Raw genomic sequence first — 16,875 nt, forward strand, 5'->3', positions numbered from 1 at the left:
GGTGGCGGTGTGCGACTGACCGAGTTCAACGAACTGGTGCACGGCGAGTTCGGCCGTCTGTACGGCGAATCCCTGCTGGTGGACCACGTACTGCTCAGCCTGGGCGGCCGGACGGCGGCCCAGGCGATCGAGGACGGTCAGGAACCGCGCGAGGTGTGGCGCGCGCTGTGCGCCGAGTTCGACGTTCCGCGTAACCGCTGGTAGGAGTGCGGTCCGGAAGCGCGACACGCGGGCCCGGCCGATTGACTCGAACAGGTGTTCCCCTACACTGGGGGAGTGTTCGTCAGGTCGCGTCGGCGAAATCTGTCGGTGCCTCCCTCTACGGTGACGGCATCACGGAAAACCGCTCGAACACCGAGGCCCGCTCGGACACGGGTTGCTGACCGAGCACCAGCTGCTGACTAAGGAGAACCGATGGCACCGCAGGCACACGATCGCGACAAGGCGCTCGAGCTCGCACTGGCGCAGATCGACAAGAACTTCGGCAAGGGTTCGGTGATGCGCCTCGGGGAGGAGGCCCGCCAACCCATCTCGGTGATCCCCACCGGTTCGATCGCCCTGGACGTGGCGCTGGGCATCGGTGGCCTGCCCCGCGGCCGCGTCGTCGAGATCTACGGCCCGGAGTCCTCGGGTAAGACGACGGTCGCGCTGCACGCGGTCGCCAACGCGCAGGCCGCCGGCGGCATCGCGGCGTTCATCGACGCCGAGCACGCTCTCGACCCGGAGTACGCGAAGAAGCTCGGTGTCGACACCGATGCGCTGCTGGTGTCCCAGCCGGACACCGGTGAGCAGGCGCTGGAGATCGCCGACATGCTGATCCGTTCCGGCGCGCTCGACATCATCGTCGTCGACTCGGTGGCCGCCCTGGTGCCGCGCGCCGAGATCGAGGGCGAGATGGGCGACAGCCACGTCGGTCTCCAGGCTCGCCTGATGAGCCAGGCGCTGCGGAAGATGACCGGCGCCCTGAACAACTCGGGCACGACCGCGATCTTCATCAACCAGCTGCGCGAGAAGATCGGCGTGATGTTCGGCTCCCCGGAGACCACGACCGGTGGTAAGGCGCTGAAGTTCTACTCCTCGGTGCGCCTGGACGTGCGCCGCATCGAGACGCTCAAGGACGGCGGTGACGCGGTCGGCAACCGCACCCGTGTCAAGGTCGTCAAGAACAAGGTGTCGCCGCCGTTCAAGCAGGCCGAGTTCGACATCCTCTACGGCCAGGGCATCTCCAAGGAGGGCTCGCTGATCGACATGGGTGTCGAGCACGGCTTCATCCGCAAGTCGGGTTCCTGGTTCACCTACGAGGGCGACCAGCTCGGTCAGGGCAAGGAGAACGCGCGCAAGTTCCTGCTGGAGAACACCGACGTCCGCGACGAGATCGAGAAGAAGATCAAGGAGAAGCTGGGCATCGGTGCCGACGTCACCGCCGAGGACGCCGACGACGCCCCCGTCGACTTCTAGGGGATCCACCGTGGAACCGGACGACCGCCCGCGGACGTCCCGCCGGCGGGCCGGCGACGGTGGCCCCCGCCGGGGCGCCGACCTGGGCTCCCGGACTCCGGCCGAGCAGGAGACGCAGGCCAAGGAACTGTGTCTGCGTCTCCTGACGGACCGGGCTCGCAGCCGCGCGGAGTTGGCGAAGAAGTTGACGGACAAGGGATTCGACGCCGATGTGGTCGCGCGGGTCCTGGACCGGCTCACCGAGGTCGGACTGATCGACGATGCGGCATTCGCGTCGCAGTGGGTGCAGTCGCGGCACACGTTCTCCGGCAAGGGGAAGCGCGCGCTGGCACTCGAGTTGCGCACGAAGGGTGTCGCCGCGGAGGTTGCGGCCGTCGCGCTCGACCAGATCGACCGTGACGACGAACGGGAACGTGCGGCGGAACTGGTGCGCCGCAAGCTGCGCACGGCGTCACTGGACTTCGAGGTCGACGGGCCGGGCGGTCGCAGCAGCGAGCGGGACCGTCTCGTGCGCCGGCTGGTGTCGATGCTCGCCCGGCGAGGCTACCCGCAGGGTATGGCGTTCGACGTGGTGAAAACCGAACTCGCGCAGGCGGGTACGGACACCGGGGATCTCACCGAATCGTGAGATCCGGGCGGTACGCGCTTTTCAACCCCTCGACAGCCCCCGGTTGAAAAGCGGGTACCCCTGCTGCTAAGCGGCGGAGCCGGCGGCGAGGCCCGCGAGAACGTTGCCGATCAGGCCGATCAGGGCGAGAGGAACGGTTTCCGAAGAGGTCATGATGATCCCTTTCTGTGTACGTGCGCAGCAGGGCGCTGCGTCGCTCCGGATGGGGCGACGCAACATTCAATCCTGAATCACACCCGCAGCGGAAGTGTGACATTCATCATCAGAATATTGTCCCAGTGGGCGGGCGATAGCACTGTCGCGCCGCGCCGATCCGGGGTAATGCTCGGGTCGAGCGGGTGCGTCAGGCCAGGTCCATCCCCGGTGCCGCCGGTGGCACCGCGGGCTCGGCAAGAGCGGGCTGGCCCCGCCGACCGGTGCGCAGCCGTTTCTCGACGTAGGTGGCGAGCGTGGACAGCGCCGAGTTCAGCACGATCATGATCGCCGCGACCACCAGCAGCGCCGGCAGGTAGTTGCCGTAGAACGCGCCGAGTTGCTGCCCGGAGCGCACCACCTCGACGTAGCCGATCAGGTAGCCCAGCGCGGAGTCCTTCAGGGCCACCACCATCTGTGAGATCAGCGCCGGCAGCATGGCGGTGACCGCCTGCGGCAGCAGGATCGCGCGCATGATCAGGCCCTTGCGCATGCCGAGCGCCTTCGCGGCCTCCGTCTGTCCGCGCGGCAACGCGGTGATGCCGGCGCGGACGATCTCCGCGATCACCGACCCGTTGTAGAGCGTCAGGCCCGTGACCACCGCCGCCAGCGCCAGGTACTTCGACTTCACGACGTGGTAGTCGGCGAACAACTGATACGCGAAGATCATCAGGATCAGCACCGGGATCGCCCGGAACAACTCGACGACGAACCCGCACACCACCCGGACGAACCGGTGGTCCGACAGCCGCCCGAGACCGAGCAGGACGCCGAGGACCAGCGCCAGCACGATCGAGATCGCGGCCGCGATCAGGGTTCCGCGGATACCGGGCAGCAGGTACGTCGTCCACGACGTCGCCTCGGTGAACGGGCTCCACTTCGCCGCGGTCAACTGGCCCTTCTCGTCGAGCGCCCGCAACACCAGCCAGGCGACGACGACGAGCACCACCGCGACGGCCACCGACGCGAGCCGGTACATCGTGCGGGCGCGGGGGCCGGGGGAGTCGTAGAGGACGGTCGCCTGCCGGGTCACCGGGCCACCTCCATCCGCTTGCCGAGATAGCCGAACAACAGCCCCACCGGCAGTGTCAGGATCACGAAGCCGAGGGCGAAGATCCCACCGACGACGAAGATGGCCGCCTCGTTCTCGATCATGGTCTTCATCAGCAGCGAGGCCTCCGCGACCCCGATCACCGACGCGATCGTCGTGTTCTTCGTCAGCGCGATCAGCACGCTGCCGAGCGGTGCGATCACCGTGCGGAACGCCTGCGGCAGCACGATCAGCCGCAGGTTCTGGCCGAACGTCAGGCCCAGCGACCGTCCCGCCTCGGCCTGCCCGACGTGCACGGTGTTGATGCCCGCGCGCAGCGATTCGCACACGAACGCCGCCGTGTACACGCTCAGACCGAGGACGGCGAGCCGGAAGTTGTTGTCCACCAGCGAGGTGGGCGAGTTCTCCGGCGCGAGGCGGATGCCCATCGTCTGGTACAGCCCGAACGAGCAGAAGATGATGATCAACGTCAGCGGGGTGTTGCGGAAGATCGTCACGTACGCGGTGCCCAGCCAGCGCGCCACCGGGATCGGGGAGACCCGCATCGCCGCGAGCACGGTGCCGATGACGAGCGCGCCGACACCGGACAGCACGGTCAGCTTGATCGTCATCCAGAACGCGGAGATCAGTTGATCCCCGTACTTGCCGATCAGGTCCACGGAGTCCTCCTGCGGCCACCGCCCGTGAGTGAATCTCCACCCCGGCCGGCGTGAACGTCACTCACGGGCGGAACGCCCCTAGTAGCGGTCGACGGTCGGCGGAGCCGGGATCGGGTACCCGGACGGCCCGACGTTCTTCTCCAGCGAGGCCTGCCACGACCCGTCCGCGATCATCGCCTCGATCGCGTCGTTGATCTTGTTCCGGGACTCGGTGTCGCCCTTGGCCAGGCCGATGCCGTAGTTCTCGGTGGTGAACGGCTGCCCGACCACCTTGAGCTGGCCCGGGTACTGGGCGGCGTAGCCGGCGAGGATGATCGCGTCGGTCGTGACCGCGTCGACGGCGCCGTTGCGCAGCGCCTCCACGCACGCCGAGTAGGTGTCGAACTCCTGCAGCTGCACCTGGTTGGCGTAGGTGTCCTTGACCTTCTGCGCCGGCGTGGACCCGCTCACCGAGCAGAGCTTCTTGCCGCCGTTCAGGGACTCCGGGCCGGTGATGTCGGTGTTGTCGGCCCGCACCAGCAGCGACTGCCCGGTGGTCAGGTACGGGCCCGCGAAGTCGACCTTCTCCTTGCGGGCGTCGGTGATCGAGTACGTCGCGACCACGTAGTCGACCTCGCCGTTCTGGATCAGCGTCTCGCGCTGCGCCGACGGGGACTCCTTGAACGTGATGTCGGACGGCTGCACCCCGAGTTTGCCGGCGACGTAGGTGGCGACGTCGACGTCGAACCCGCTGTAGGTGCCGTCGGGGTTGCGCAGGCCCAGCCCCGGCTGGTCGAACTTGATGCCGACGGTGAGCTTGCCGGACTCGGCGCTCTGGGTGGCGCTCTTCTGCTCGTCACCGCCACAGGCGGTCGCGACGACGGCGACGGCGAGCAGACCGACCCCGACTCGTACGGCGCGGGTGATCCTCATGGTGTTCCTCTCTCGTTCGGCTTCGCTGGCGGAGGGTTGACGGTGGTCGGCGCGGATCAGTGGCCGAGGATCTTGCCGAGGAAGTCCTGGGCGCGGGCCGACTTCGGGGCCGTGAAGAACGTGTCCGGGTCGGTGTCCTCGACGATCTGGCCGTCGGCCATGAACAGCACCCGATTGCCGGCCTTGCGGGCGAAGCCCATCTCGTGGGTGACGACGAGCATCGTCATGCCCTCCCTGGCCAGGGCGGTCATGACGTCGAGGACCTCGCTGACCATCTCCGGATCGAGCGCGGAGGTCGGCTCGTCGAACAGCATCACCTTCGGGTTCATCGCCAGCGCCCGGGCGATCGCGACACGCTGCTGCTGGCCGCCCGACAGTTGCGCCGGGTACTTGTCGGCCTGGTTCCCGATACCGACGCGGTCGAGCAGTTCGACGGCGCGGGCCTTCGCGTCGGCCCGGCTCAGTTTCCGGACCTTCACCGGGGCGAGCATCACGTTCTCGAGGATCGTCTTGTGCGCGAACAGGTTGAACGACTGGAACACCATCCCGACGTCGGCGCGCAGCGCGGCCAGTGCCTTGCCCTCGGCGGGAAGCTCGCGGCCGTCGACCGCGATGGTGCCGGCGTCGACGGGTTCGAGCCGGTTGATCGTGCGGCACAGCGTCGACTTCCCGGACCCGGACGGGCCGACCACGATCACCACCTGACCGGTGGGGACGTCGAGGGTGATGTCACGCAGGACGTGCAGGTCGCCGAAGTACTTCTGCACCCCCGCCATCGAGATCATCGGCACCGCGGCGGTCGGTGCGGAGGCGTGCGCGTCACCTGCGGTCGTCATATTCGGAGACCCTAGGTGCTGGGAATCGCGAACCCCAGCCTTTGCCCCCATTCGGCTCGTCGGCGTGACGGAACCTTTACCGAGGTAACGGATCGTCGGTCATTGCGGACGGACGTCCGCGGAACCCGCGCCCGGCGGCGGGTGGCGGGTGTTTACTGGATCGGGTACGAGCAGGCCTGCCTAGGGGGCTCGATGACGTACGTGATCGCGGATCCGAACAGGGTTGCGGGATCCGACCGCCGACGCCGGCGGTCGGGCGTGCGACCCGAGAGTGTCAGGGGCCGTCGGCCGTGACGGCGGTCTCGCCGCGGCCGGATCTGGAGGCGGCCCGGCCGTTCCCGGCGCGGTTGGGGCCCAAGGGCTCCTACGTCTACCGCATGGTCACCACCACGGATCCGAAGATGCTCGGGATCCTCTACCTGGTGACGTCGTTCGCGTTCTTCCTGGCCGGTGGCCTGATGGCGCTGTTGATGCGGGCCGAACTCGCGGTCCCGGGCCTGCAGTTCCTGTCGAACGAGCAGTTCAACCAGCTGTTCACGATGCACGGCACGGTCATGCTGCTGCTGTACGCGACGCCGATCGTGTTCGGCTTCGCCAACTACATCCTGCCGCTGCAGATCGGTGCGCCCGACGTGGCGTTCCCGCGTCTGAACGCGCTGAGCTACTGGCTGTACCTGTTCGGCGCGCTGGTCGCGATGGCGGGCTTCCTCACCCCGGGCGGTGCCGCCGACTTCGGCTGGACGGCCTACAGCCCGCTGACCGACGCCCTGCACTCGCCCGGTGTCGGCGCGGACATGTGGATCATGGGCCTGGCGATCGCCGGTGTCGGCACCATCCTCGGTGGTGTCAACATGATCACCACCGTGGTGTGCCTGCGCGCCCCCGGCATGACGATGTTCCGGCTGCCGATCTTCACCTGGAACATCTTCATCACGATGCTGCTCGTGCTGCTCGCGTTCCCGATCCTGACCGCCGCCCTGATGGGCCTGTTCGTCGACCGGCACTTCGGCGCGCACCTGTTCGACCCGGCCAACGGCGGAAACCTGCTGTGGCAGCACCTGTTCTGGTTCTTCGGGCACCCCGAGGTGTACATCGTCGCGCTGCCGTTCTTCGGGATCATCACCGAGGTGATTCCGGTGTTCAGCCGCAAGCCGCTGTTCGGCTACACCGGCATGGTCTACGCGACGATGTCGATCGCCGCGCTGTCGATGGCGGTGTGGGCGCACCACATGTACGCCACCGGCGCGGTGCTGCTGCCGTTCTTCTCGTTCATGACGTTCCTGATCGCGGTCCCGACCGGTGTGAAGTTCTTCAACTGGATCGGCACCATGTGGAAGGGTCAGCTGACGTTCGAGGCGCCGATGCTGTTCTCCGTCGGCTTCGTCATCACGTTCCTGTTCGGAGGCCTGTCCGGGGTGGTGCTCGCCAGCCCGCCGCTCGACTTCCACGTCACCGACTCGTACTTCGTCGTCGCCCACTTCCACTACGTGCTGTTCGGCACGATCGTGTTCGCGACCTACGCCGGCATCTACTTCTGGTTCCCGAAGATGACCGGACGGCTGATGGACGAACGCCTCGGCAAGTGGCACTTCTGGACCACCTTCATCGGCTTCCACACCACGTTCCTGGTGCAGCACTGGCTCGGCAACGAGGGCATGCCCCGCCGCTACGCCGACTACCTGCCCTCCGACGGCTTCACGACGCTGAACACGATCTCCACGATCGGCGCGTTCATCCTCGGTGCCTCCACGCTGCCGTTCCTGTGGAACGTCTTCAAGAGCTACCGCTACGGCGAGGTCGTCACCGTCGACGACCCGTGGGGCTACGGCAACTCGCTCGAGTGGGCGACCAGCTGCCCGCCGCCGCGGCACAACTTCACCGAGCTGCCCCGGATCCGCTCGGAGCGCCCGGCGTTCGAGCTGCACTACCCGCACATGGTGGATCGGATGCGCGCCGAGGCGCACGCGGGCACACCCGGTCACCGGTCGGACGTGCTCGCCGAATCCGGTGCCGCCGTGCCGGACTGACCCCCACCGGCCGGCCGTGCGTCCGTCGGTGGCGTGAGAACGGCCATGCAGTGCCCCGGTGTCGCCCACGGTCCGACGGCGACGTCGCCGCCGGGCCGACCGAGCCGGCCGATCAGGCCGCGGAGCAGGCCGAGGTGGACCGAGCAGACCACGTCGGGGCGCTCGGCGACGACCGGTGCGTACGGGCAGGCGTGGAGGGCGATCTCGACGCCGCCGGTGCCGTGGTCCGTCACCCGCGGGTCGAATCCGAGATCCGCGAAGACCGCGCTCGCGCCGCGGGCGGCATCGGGAAGTGACCGCGGCTCCGCCGGCGGTCGCGCCGACAGTTCCCGCGCGGCCCAGTCGTCACCGGCGCGCTCGGCGAGCACGGACGCCTGGCCCGGGTCGTCGCCCCACCGGCCGAGCAGTGCTGCGGTCAGGCGCCGGTAGCTGCCGGATTCGGCGCCGGTGTCCGGGCGGTCGGTGGCGCTCGGCACGGCCACGAATCGGTGTTCCGGCCGGCCCGGTACCGGGCGGGAGATCCGAGTGGCGGTGACGAGTCCGCGTTCCTCGAGCGCGGCGAGATGGTGGCGGACCGTCGTGACGTGCAGGCCGGTGATCTCGGCGAGCCGATGCGCGGTCACGCCGCACTCGTGCGTCGCGACCAGGTCGAACACGCGGCGCCGGCTCGGTGTGGACAGCGTCACACGAGGATCCGGGGACTGCAGGGTGCCCATGCGTCCATCCTAGAATAAGAAGGATCTCGGTCCTCTTTATTGGGTCGGGTCCCGTGATCGACACCCCGAGGAGGTCCGGCCGATGACCGAGGTCGCACGCTGCCTGCTGCTCTTCCTCCCGATGCTGTGGCTCGGGCTGGTCCTGGCCATCTCGTTCATCGAGGCCCCGCTCAAGTTCCGTGCACCGGGGGTGAGCCTGGCGGTGGGCCTCGGCATCGGACGGCTGGTGTTCCGTGCGCTCAACACGGTCGAGGTGGTGCTCGCGGCCCTGTTGCTCGCCGCCTGCGCGGTCGCCGGTCCGGGTGCGGTGTCCTGGTCACTGCTCCTCGCCACCCTCGCGGTCCTGGCCGTCCAGCTGCTCGCCGTCCGGCCCCCGCTGACCCGGCGGTCGAACCGGATCCTGGCGGGCGAGCAGGCGCCGAGGTCCCGGATGCACCACGCGTACGTGGTGCTCGAGATCGTGAAGGTCGCGCTGCTGGTGGCGCTGGCGATCGCCCTGGCCGATGCGGTCGCGGGAGCGGTGCTGTGACGGCGCGGGCCGACATCGCGACCCGCGCCGACATCGAGGCGTTGCTGCGGCGCTTCTACGGCCGCGCCCTCGTCGACGACCTGCTCGCGGAACCGTTCACCGAGGTCGCGGAGCAGGGTCTCGACTCGCACCTGCCGGTGATGTGCGACTTCTGGGAGACCGTCCTGTTCGGCGCCGGGCTGTACCGGGGCAGCGCGCTGCGGGTGCACGAACGGGTCCGCGCCCGGTATCCGTTCGGAGCCGAGCACTTCGACCGGTGGCTCGAGCTGTGGTGCGAGGCCGTCGACGAGATGTACGCCGGACCGCGCGCCGACCGGGCGAAGGCGCAGGGAACCGGGATCGCCACGGCGATGAATCGTCGCCTGTCCGGGCTGGGCAGTGCGGCCGCCGAGGCCCTCCTGCCGGTGACCCGGCGGCCGCACTCCGGGGGTGCCCGCGCGACCCGTACCGACCTACGATGAAGTCCGACCTCAGGAGGCGGCCATGCACGGCAACCTGCCGGACCTGCCGTACGGAGGGCTGGACTGGGACTTCTTCTTCCCGACCAACCTGTACACGGCATTCGTCAGGTGGTGGAATCCGCTCTGACCGCCCGGGTGCAGGCGGGATGGCGTTCACCGGGCCGTACCCTGGATGACGTGGACACGATCGACCGAGACACCCCCGCGCCGCGTAGCTACGAGGTACGCACCTTCGGATGCCAGATGAACGTGCACGACTCGGAGCGGCTGTCCGGTCTGCTCGAGGACGCCGGCTACACCAAGGCCGCACCCGGTGCCGATCCCGACCTCGTCGTGTTCAACACGTGTGCGGTCCGGGAGAACGCCGACAACAAGCTGTACGGCACCCTCGGTCATCTCCGTCCGGTCAAGGACGCGCATCCCGGCATGCAGATCGCGGTCGGCGGCTGCCTCGCCCAGAAGGACCGCGACACCGTCGTGACGAAGGCGCCGTGGGTCGACGTCGTGTTCGGCACCCACAACATCGGGTCGCTGCCGGTCCTGCTGGAGCGGGCCCGCCACAACGAGCAGGCCCAGGTGGAGATCCTCGACTCGCTCGAGGCGTTCCCGTCCACGCTGCCGGCCAAGCGCGAGTCGGCCTACGCCGGCTGGGTGTCGATCTCGGTCGGCTGCAACAACACCTGCACGTTCTGCATCGTGCCGTCGCTGCGCGGCAAGGAGGTCGATCGGCGTCCCGGCGACATCCTCGCCGAGGTGCAGGCGCTGGTGAACGAGGGCGTCCTCGAGGTGACGCTGCTCGGCCAGAACGTCAACTCCTACGGCGTCTCGTTCGCCGATCCCGACCAGCCCCGCGACCGCGGCGCCTTCGCGAAGCTCCTGCGGGCCTGCGGTGAGATCGAGGGCCTCGAACGGGTCCGGTTCACGTCCCCGCATCCGGCCGAGTTCACCGACGACGTCATCGAGGCGATGGCCCAGACGCCGACGGTGTGCCCGCAGCTGCACATGCCGCTCCAGTCGGGGTCGGACCGGGTCCTCAAGGCGATGCGCCGCTCCTACCGCAGCGCCAAGTTCCTCGGGATCATCGAGAAGGTGCGGGCCGCGATGCCGCACGCCGCGATCACCACCGACATCATCGTCGGCTTCCCCGGCGAAACCGAGGAGGACTTCCAGGCCACCCTCGACGTCGTCCGGCAGGCGCGGTTCACCAGCGCGTTCACGTTCCAGTACTCGAAGCGTCCCGGCACCCCGGCCGCGGAGATGGACGACCAGCTGCCGAAGCAGGTCGTCCAGGAACGCTACGACCGCCTGATCGCGCTGCAGGAACAGATCACGCTCGAGGAGAACGAGAAGCTCGTCGGCGCCGAGGTGGAGTTGCTGGTCGCCGCGGGGGAGGGACGCAAGAACGCCGAGACGCACCGGATGAGCGGCCGGGCCCGGGACGGCCGGCTCGTGCACTTCCGCCCCGACGGCGCGGTCGACGGCCCGGTCCGGGCGGGCGACGTGATCACCACGGTCGTCACCGCTGCCGCGCCGCACCACCTGATCGCCGACGGACCGATCCTCACCCACCGCCGCACCCGAGCCGGCGACTCGCACGAACGTGGCATCACCCCGAAGACCCCGCCGATCGGCGTCGGCCTGGGTCTTCCGCAGATCGGCGCGCCCGCGCCGCTGCCGACCGTGACCGGATGTGGAGCATGAGCAACAACGAGTACAACGACCCGATCGAGCAGTACCGCAAGGACATCGACGCCGCCGAGAAGAAGGTGGCCCGTGAGATCGACCCCGGCGTCCGGGCGATGGTCGTGGCGGTCGGCATCCTGCTGCTGCTGGTGACCTTCGCGCTGCCGCACGCCGGCTCGGCGAACGGCTGGGACGTTCTCGTCTACAACCGCGACGCGATCGACGAGGACATCGCGCTGACATCGCGGGTGTTCGTGTGGCTGACCCTGGTGTTCGGCGTCGTGTTCGGCATGCTCGCCCTCGCCACCCGCCGCTGGGCGCTGGCGTGGGTGGCGGTCGCGGGATCCGCGGTGGCCAGTGTGTTCGGCATGCTCGCGATCTGGTCGCGGCAGACCCTCGAACCGGGGTCGTCCGCCGCCGGACCCGGCATCGGGCTGATCCTCGGCTGGATCCTGATCATGGTGCTGACCTTCCACTGGGTGCACGTCGTCTGGCAGCGCACCGCGATCCAGCTGGCGGCCGAGGAGGAACGCCGGCGCAAGACCGCGGACACCGAGCACCACCTGCTGTGGGGCGATCGCTGACCCCGACATGGGATCCGCGTGGGTGCGGGCCGCCACCGCGGCGGTCCGTGTCACCGCATCCACCCGTCCCGTAGCCGGGGCGGCCGCGATGTCGTTCGGCATCGTGTCCATCGCACTGCACGTCGCCGGGTTCGACACCCTGTCCCTGCCGTGGCTGGTGCTCGGGATCGTGACGTGGGCGGCGTTGGTCGTCGTCGCGGCCGGCCGGCTGGTCCTCGACCGGCCGCGCTGGATGGACGAGTCCCGCACGCCGGCGGCGCTGACCGGTGTCGCCGCGACCACCGTGCTCGGCACCCGGCTCTCGCTGCTGGGCCGGCAGGCCGCGGCGTTGATCGTGGCGGTCGTGGCGTGGCTGGTGCTGACGCCGTCGGTGCTGCGCGGCCGGACGACACCGACCGTCGGGGCGAGTTTCCTGCTGTGCGTCGCCACCCAGGGTCCGGTGGTGCTCGCCGCGACACTGGCGGTGGCGACCGGTCGGCCGTGGCTGACGGTCGCCGCCACCGCGTTCTTCGGGCTCGGGCTGTGCTGCTACGTGGTGGTCGTCGTGCGATTCGACGTTCGACAGCTGGCCCTCGCCGGCCGGTGATCACTGGGTGTCGGCCGGTGCGCTCGCGATCACTGCGTTGGCCGCAGGCAAGCTGGTCCTGGCCGCCGACGCGGCCGGCTGGACCGGGTGGGGCGTGTCGACGATCCGGGTCACCGCGCTCGCGCTCGAAGCCGTCGAACTGGCCGCCTGTCTGCTGCTGGTGTGCTGTGAGGTGCGGTGGCCGCGCCTGCGGTTCGACCCGCGGCGATGGTCGACCGTGTTCCCGATGGGCATGACGTCGGCGGCCGCGATGACCGTTGCGGCCGCCAGTGCACACCCGGCGCTCCGATCGACCGGCGCGACCCTGGTGTGGCCGGCCGTCACCGTCTGCACGGTGGTGCTCGTCGCCTCCGGCCGACGACGGTGGGTCGTCGGCCGGAGGACTGCCTGAGCGTGCCGGGCCGCCGTCAGCGGTCGTTGACCGCGCCCTCGGCGGCGTCGGCCCACTCGCGCCACTGCTGTGCCTGGGCGAGGGCCTTCTCCGCGTCCTTCGTCTTGCCGGCCGCGGTTGCCTTCGCTGCCTGCTCCTCGAACTGGGCGACCCGCTCCCGGAACTGCGCGGCACGGGCCATCGCCTCCGGGTCGGTGCGGCGCCACTGCGAGTCCGCGGCGTCGCGGACCTTCTTCTCGATCGCGTGCAGCCGACCCTCGAGGTCGTGCATCTTCTCCCGCGGGACCTTGCCGATCTCGTCCCACTTCTCCTGCAGGTCACGCAGCGCCGCCCGGGCGCCGTCGAGATCCTTGGCGGGGTCGATGTGCACGGACCCGAGCAGTTCCTCCTTGGCCGTCGCGTTGCCCTCGAACTCGGCGTCGCGTTCGGACGCGGCGGCGTTGCGGGCGCCGAAGAAGACGTCCTGGGCGGCCTTGAATCGCTTCCACAGTGCGTCGTCGGCCTCGCGCGGCGCTCGCCCGGCGGCCTTCCACTCGGCGAGCAGGTCGCGGAACTCGGCCGCGGTCGGACCCCAGTCGGTGGAGCTCTGCAGCGCCTCCGCCTGCTCGCAGAGCTCCTCCTTGCGGGCCTTGGCGGCGGCCCGCTCCCGGTCCAGTTCGGCGAAGTGGGCGCCGCGCCGGCGGTTGAACGCCTCCCTGGCCTTCGAATAGCGCTTCCACAGCGCGTCGTCGAGCTTGCGGTCGACGCCGCGGATGGTCTTCCACTCGTCGAGGATCTCGCGGAGCCGGTCGCCCGCCGCCTTCCACTGGGTGGACTCGGCGCCGATCTGCTCGGCTTCGGCGGCGAGTTCCTCCTTGCGGTGCGTGTGCTCCTCGCGTTCGTGTTCGCGTTCGGCCTTGGCGGCCTCCGCGGCCTCCTCCGATTCGGCGATGACGGCGTCGAGCCGACGGGAGAGGGCGTCGATGTCGCCGATCACCGCGGCGGTCGGCAGCGACTGTGCGAGCGCCACCGCTGCGGTCCGGGTCTTGCGGGCGTCGCCCGTACCCGACGTCAGGCGCGCCTCGAGCAGCGTCACCTCCGTGGCCAGGTCGTCGTAGCGGCGGCCGAAGTGCGCGAGCCCCTCGGCGGCGTCACCGGCCTGCCAGGAGCCGATCTGCCGTTCGCCGTCGGCGGTCTTCACCCACGCCGTCCCGTCCTCGTCGACGCGGCCGAACAGGCTCGGGTCGCTCGGCGGGGTCACGACCGGCGGGTGGACCGCGGCGGGCGCGGACGGTTTCGGGGCGGACGGCTTCGCGGCAGTCGGTTTAGCGGCACCCGGCTTCGGTGCGCCGGGCCGGGGAGCGCCCGGCTTCGGGGTGCCGGGCTTGGGTGCGCTGTTGTCGGTCATGACTCCTCATCTCTGCCGCGCGTCACGGCTGCCGCCCTCGTTCGTCGCGCGTCGGGCCGTTCGTCGACGCGCGCTGGCTCCATTCAACCCGGAACGAGGTGTCAGGACCATTGAAACAGCTCGGGCCCTCGGTCACGGGATTGCCGGAGGCACGGCGCGCGAGCCGCTACACCGATCTGATGCCGAGTGCCTCGGGGGCGCCGACTACCGTGGGCCGGTGTGTTCACCGCTGCGGCTCTGGTCTCGTCCCCACCCCTGCTGATACCCGACCTCGCGGGTGCGGCGGCGGCGGAGACCGCGGACCTGCGCGGCGCGAGTCTCGCGGTCGCCCGCGAGCTCGGTGAGCTCGCCCCGAGCTGGACCGCGATCGGCGTCGGCGCGACCGAGGAGCACGTTCCGGCGGCGTCGCGGGGAACGTTCCTCGGCTACGGCGCCGACGTCCGGGTCGCGCTGGGGGCGGGCGGGGAGAACCTGGTCGCGGACCCGAACCTGCCGCTGTCGGCGTTGATCGCCGGGTGGCTGCGGGCGGAGGCGGCGCCGACCGTCGAAATCGACGCCGTGGTGCTGGCGCCGGACACCTCCCCGGTGTACTGCGCCGAATACGGTGCCCGGCTGCGCCGCGTCCTGGACGAGGACCCTCGACCGCGGGGGGTGCTGGTGGTCGCGGACGGTGCGAACACCCTCACCGCGAAGGCACCCGGCGCCTACGACGACCGCGCGCCCGAGGCCCAGGCCGACCTGGACCGCGCGCTCGGTGCCGGCGACCTCGACCACCTCGCCCAGCTCGACCCGGTCGCCTGCGCCGACCTCGGTGTCGCGGGCCGCGCGGCCTGGCAGGTGCTCGCCGGGCTGTTCGGACACCCGCCGCGGGAGTGCCGCACCGACTACCAGGGCGCGCCGTACGGCGTCGCCTATCACGTCGGGATGTGGCTGCCGTGACCGCGATCCGCCCGGTCGCGGTGGTCGGGCCGACCGCGTCCGGCAAGTCCGACCTCGGGCTCGAGCTGGCCCAGCGGCTCGGCGGCGAGATCGTCAACGTCGACGCGATGCAGCTCTACCGCGGCATGGACATCGGCACCGCGAAGCTGCGGGTCGACCAGCGCCGCGGCATCCCGCACCACCAGCTGGACGTCCTCGACGTCACCGAGACCGCGTCGGTGGCGCGCTACCAGCAGGCGGCCCGGGCGGATGTCGAGGCGATCGCGGCGCGCGGCGCGGTGCCGGTGATCGTCGGCGGGTCGATGATGTACGTGCAGTCCCTCCTCGACGACTGGGAGTTCCCGGCCACCGACCCGCAGGTGCGGGCGAGGTGGGAGGCGGTGCTCGCGGACCGCGGGGTGGCGGGCGTGCACGAGGAGCTGCGGCGCGTCGACCCCCAGGCCGCGGCGACGATCCTGCCGACCGACGGCCGCCGGATGGTGCGGGCGCTCGAGGTTGTCGAGCTGACCGGCGAGCCGTTCGCGGCGTCCGCGCCGACGATCGGGGAGCCCCGGTGGGGCACGGTCGTTCTCGGCGTCGACCGCGACACCGCGGAACTGGACGATCGGATCGCGCTGCGGACCCGGCTGATGTTCGAGTCCGGGCTCGTCGACGAGGTCGAGTCCCTGATCGCGGTCGGCCTGCGGGACGGTGTCACCGCACCCCGGGCGATCGGGTACGCGCAGGTGCTCGCCGCACTCGACGGCGAGTACGACATGGACGAGGCCCGGGACCGGACCCTGATCGGCACGCGGCGCTACGTCCGGCGGCAGCGGTCCTGGTTCCGGCGCGATCGCCGGGTGCACTGGCTGGACGCCGCTCGGTCGGACCTGACCGACGCGGCACTGACGGTTCTGGAGCAGACGTGACGAGGAAGACGGGCCGGGGCACGCACCCGGCCGAGCGCAGGGTGACGGTCCGCAATGCGCGGTTCCAGCAGTGGCAGTCGTATCTGACGACCCGGGCGAAGCGGACGAAGGCGGGCCGGTTCCTGATCCAGGGCGTCCGGCCGATCACGCTCGCGCTCGAGCACGACTGGCCGATCGAGGCGTTGCTGCACCGGGCCGACGGGCCCGCGCTGTCGGAGTGGGCGCGCGGCGTCCTCGACCGTTGGCCGGGTGAGACGGTCGCTGTCGCCGGTGAACTCATCGCGGAGCTGGGGGAGCGGACCGGGTCGGCGCCCGAGCTGATCGCGGTCGCGGTGACGCGGTCGCGGCCACTGTCGGCGTTGACGTTGCCGCGTTCGACCGTGGCGCCGCTGGTGGTGGTGTTCGACCGGCCGTCGTCGCCGGGCAACCTGGGGACCGTGATCCGCAGCGCCGACGCGTTCGGCGCCGACGCGGTGATCGTCACCGGCCACGCGGCGGACCCGTTCGACCCCCAGTGCGTGCGCGCGTCCACCGGCTCGCTGTTCGCGATGCCGGTGTTCACCGCCGCCGATCCGGACGAGGTGGTCGCGTTCCGCGACCGCCAGAACAGGGAGATGCAGATCGTCGGCACCGACGAACACGGTGCCGTCACGATCGCCGACCACGACATGAGAGGTGGAACGATCCTGGTGATCGGCAACGAGACCCGCGGCATGAGCGCCGCCTGGCGCGGCGCGTGCGACGCGACCGTCGGCATCCCGATCGGCGGCGCGGCCAGTTCGCTCGGCGCCCCGTCCGCGGCGGCGGTCTGCCTGTACGAGATCACCCGCCAGCGGGCGACCGCGGTGCGGTCCGGTGTTGCGGAGGGCACCCGATGAGCCTCGCGGATCACCTGGCGGCGCGGCGGAGTCTGTTCGGCGCGGCGGCG

Annotated in this window: 19 protein-coding genes; 13 read left to right on the forward strand and 6 right to left on the reverse strand. The window is 70.3% G+C overall.

Going from position 1 to position 16,875, the window contains the following annotated elements:
• Positions 1-9 precede the first annotated feature (9 nt).
• The 3 genes from ABD951_RS08680 to recX all read left to right on the forward strand — a co-directional run bounded on the left by ABD951_RS08680 (position 10) and on the right by recX (position 2,086).
• Positions 10-204 carry a DUF3046 domain-containing protein gene (locus ABD951_RS08680; protein WP_345343621.1) on the forward strand — a complete coding sequence of 65 codons (195 nt, stop codon included), beginning with the start codon at positions 10-12 and terminating at the stop codon, positions 202-204.
• A 210-nt stretch (positions 205-414) separates the two neighbouring features.
• On the forward strand, positions 415-1,458 hold the full coding sequence (gene recA, locus ABD951_RS08685) for a recombinase RecA (protein WP_345343624.1): 1,044 nt from the start codon (positions 415-417) through the stop codon (positions 1,456-1,458).
• A 10-nt stretch (positions 1,459-1,468) separates the two neighbouring features.
• Entirely contained in the window at positions 1,469-2,086 is a 618-nt protein-coding gene (gene recX, locus ABD951_RS08690) for a recombination regulator RecX (RefSeq protein ID WP_345343627.1), read from the forward strand.
• A gap of 343 nt (positions 2,087-2,429) precedes the next feature.
• Here recX and ABD951_RS08695 read toward each other — a convergent pair whose 3' ends face one another.
• The 4 genes from ABD951_RS08695 to ABD951_RS08710 all read right to left on the reverse strand — a co-directional run bounded on the left by ABD951_RS08695 (position 2,430) and on the right by ABD951_RS08710 (position 5,685).
• On the reverse strand, positions 2,430-3,311 hold the full coding sequence (locus ABD951_RS08695; RefSeq protein WP_345343629.1) for an amino acid ABC transporter permease: 882 nt from the start codon (positions 3,309-3,311) through the stop codon (positions 2,430-2,432).
• Positions 3,308-3,988, reverse strand: a complete 681-nt coding sequence (locus ABD951_RS08700; protein ID WP_345343631.1) for an amino acid ABC transporter permease — start codon at positions 3,986-3,988, stop codon at positions 3,308-3,310. The genes ABD951_RS08695 and ABD951_RS08700 overlap by 4 nt, the downstream gene beginning before the upstream one ends.
• Positions 3,989-4,066: 78 nt before the next feature.
• Positions 4,067-4,900, reverse strand: coding sequence for a glutamate ABC transporter substrate-binding protein (locus ABD951_RS08705; protein ID WP_345343633.1), 834 nt, complete (start codon positions 4,898-4,900; stop codon positions 4,067-4,069).
• Between the two features lie 56 nt (positions 4,901-4,956).
• The gene (locus tag ABD951_RS08710; RefSeq protein ID WP_345343954.1) at positions 4,957-5,685 is read right to left on the reverse strand and encodes an amino acid ABC transporter ATP-binding protein; all 729 of its coding nucleotides are present in this window, start codon (positions 5,683-5,685) and stop codon (positions 4,957-4,959) included.
• Between the two features lie 341 nt (positions 5,686-6,026).
• On the opposite strand from ABD951_RS08710, the gene ctaD reads away from it, so the two are divergent.
• Complete coding sequence (ctaD, locus tag ABD951_RS08715; protein ID WP_345343635.1) at positions 6,027-7,763, forward strand: aa3-type cytochrome oxidase subunit I; 1,737 nt, start codon at positions 6,027-6,029, stop codon at positions 7,761-7,763.
• On the opposite strand, the gene ABD951_RS08720 is transcribed toward ctaD, so the two are convergent.
• Positions 7,715-8,479, reverse strand: coding sequence for a helix-turn-helix transcriptional regulator (locus ABD951_RS08720; protein ID WP_345343637.1), 765 nt, complete (start codon positions 8,477-8,479; stop codon positions 7,715-7,717). The two genes, ctaD and ABD951_RS08720, sit on opposite strands and share 49 nt — an antisense overlap.
• A gap of 82 nt (positions 8,480-8,561) precedes the next feature.
• Between ABD951_RS08720 and ABD951_RS08725 the strand changes: the two genes are divergently transcribed.
• From ABD951_RS08725 to ABD951_RS08750, 6 genes are all read left to right on the forward strand, one after another.
• A complete protein-coding gene (locus ABD951_RS08725; protein WP_345343639.1) occupies positions 8,562-9,008 on the forward strand; it encodes a hypothetical protein in 447 nt (148 codons plus the stop codon).
• Positions 9,005-9,469 (forward strand): group III truncated hemoglobin, encoded by a 465-nt coding sequence (locus ABD951_RS08730; protein ID WP_345343641.1) that lies wholly within the window; start codon positions 9,005-9,007, stop codon positions 9,467-9,469. Before ABD951_RS08725 ends, ABD951_RS08730 begins: the two co-directional genes overlap by 4 nt.
• Before the next feature lie 177 nt (positions 9,470-9,646).
• On the forward strand, positions 9,647-11,170 hold the full coding sequence (gene miaB / locus ABD951_RS08735) for a tRNA (N6-isopentenyl adenosine(37)-C2)-methylthiotransferase MiaB (protein WP_345343643.1): 1,524 nt from the start codon (positions 9,647-9,649) through the stop codon (positions 11,168-11,170).
• Positions 11,167-11,736 (forward strand): Rv2732c family membrane protein, encoded by a 570-nt coding sequence (locus tag ABD951_RS08740; RefSeq protein WP_345343645.1) that lies wholly within the window; start codon positions 11,167-11,169, stop codon positions 11,734-11,736. Before miaB ends, ABD951_RS08740 begins: the two co-directional genes overlap by 4 nt.
• A gap of 7 nt (positions 11,737-11,743) precedes the next feature.
• Positions 11,744-12,322, forward strand: coding sequence for a TDT family transporter (locus tag ABD951_RS08745; protein ID WP_345343647.1), 579 nt, complete (start codon positions 11,744-11,746; stop codon positions 12,320-12,322).
• A gap of 7 nt (positions 12,323-12,329) precedes the next feature.
• Positions 12,330-12,713 carry a TDT family transporter gene (locus ABD951_RS08750; RefSeq protein ID WP_345343649.1) on the forward strand — a complete coding sequence of 128 codons (384 nt, stop codon included), beginning with the start codon at positions 12,330-12,332 and terminating at the stop codon, positions 12,711-12,713.
• Positions 12,714-12,729: 16 nt separating this feature from the next.
• Here ABD951_RS08750 and ABD951_RS08755 read toward each other — a convergent pair whose 3' ends face one another.
• The gene (locus ABD951_RS08755) at positions 12,730-14,100 is read right to left on the reverse strand and encodes a DUF349 domain-containing protein (RefSeq protein WP_345343651.1); all 1,371 of its coding nucleotides are present in this window, start codon (positions 14,098-14,100) and stop codon (positions 12,730-12,732) included.
• Positions 14,101-14,319: 219 nt separating this feature from the next.
• On the opposite strand from ABD951_RS08755, the gene ABD951_RS08760 reads away from it, so the two are divergent.
• From ABD951_RS08760 to ABD951_RS08770, 3 genes are read left to right on the forward strand one after another with little or no spacing between them, the layout of a single operon-like run.
• Entirely contained in the window at positions 14,320-15,039 is a 720-nt protein-coding gene (locus ABD951_RS08760) for a class III extradiol ring-cleavage dioxygenase family protein (protein ID WP_345343653.1), read from the forward strand.
• The gene (gene miaA, locus ABD951_RS08765) at positions 15,027-15,947 is read left to right on the forward strand and encodes a tRNA (adenosine(37)-N6)-dimethylallyltransferase MiaA (protein ID WP_425569797.1); all 921 of its coding nucleotides are present in this window, start codon (positions 15,027-15,029) and stop codon (positions 15,945-15,947) included. Before ABD951_RS08760 ends, miaA begins: the two co-directional genes overlap by 13 nt.
• Entirely contained in the window at positions 15,944-16,825 is an 882-nt protein-coding gene (locus ABD951_RS08770) for a TrmH family RNA methyltransferase (RefSeq protein WP_345343657.1), read from the forward strand. Before miaA ends, ABD951_RS08770 begins: the two co-directional genes overlap by 4 nt.
• The last annotated feature ends 50 nt before the right edge of the window (positions 16,826-16,875 follow it).

This window comes from Rhodococcus olei, assembly GCF_039540555.1.
GTDB classification, from domain to species: Bacteria; Actinomycetota; Actinomycetes; order Mycobacteriales; family Mycobacteriaceae; genus Rhodococcus_G; species Rhodococcus_G olei.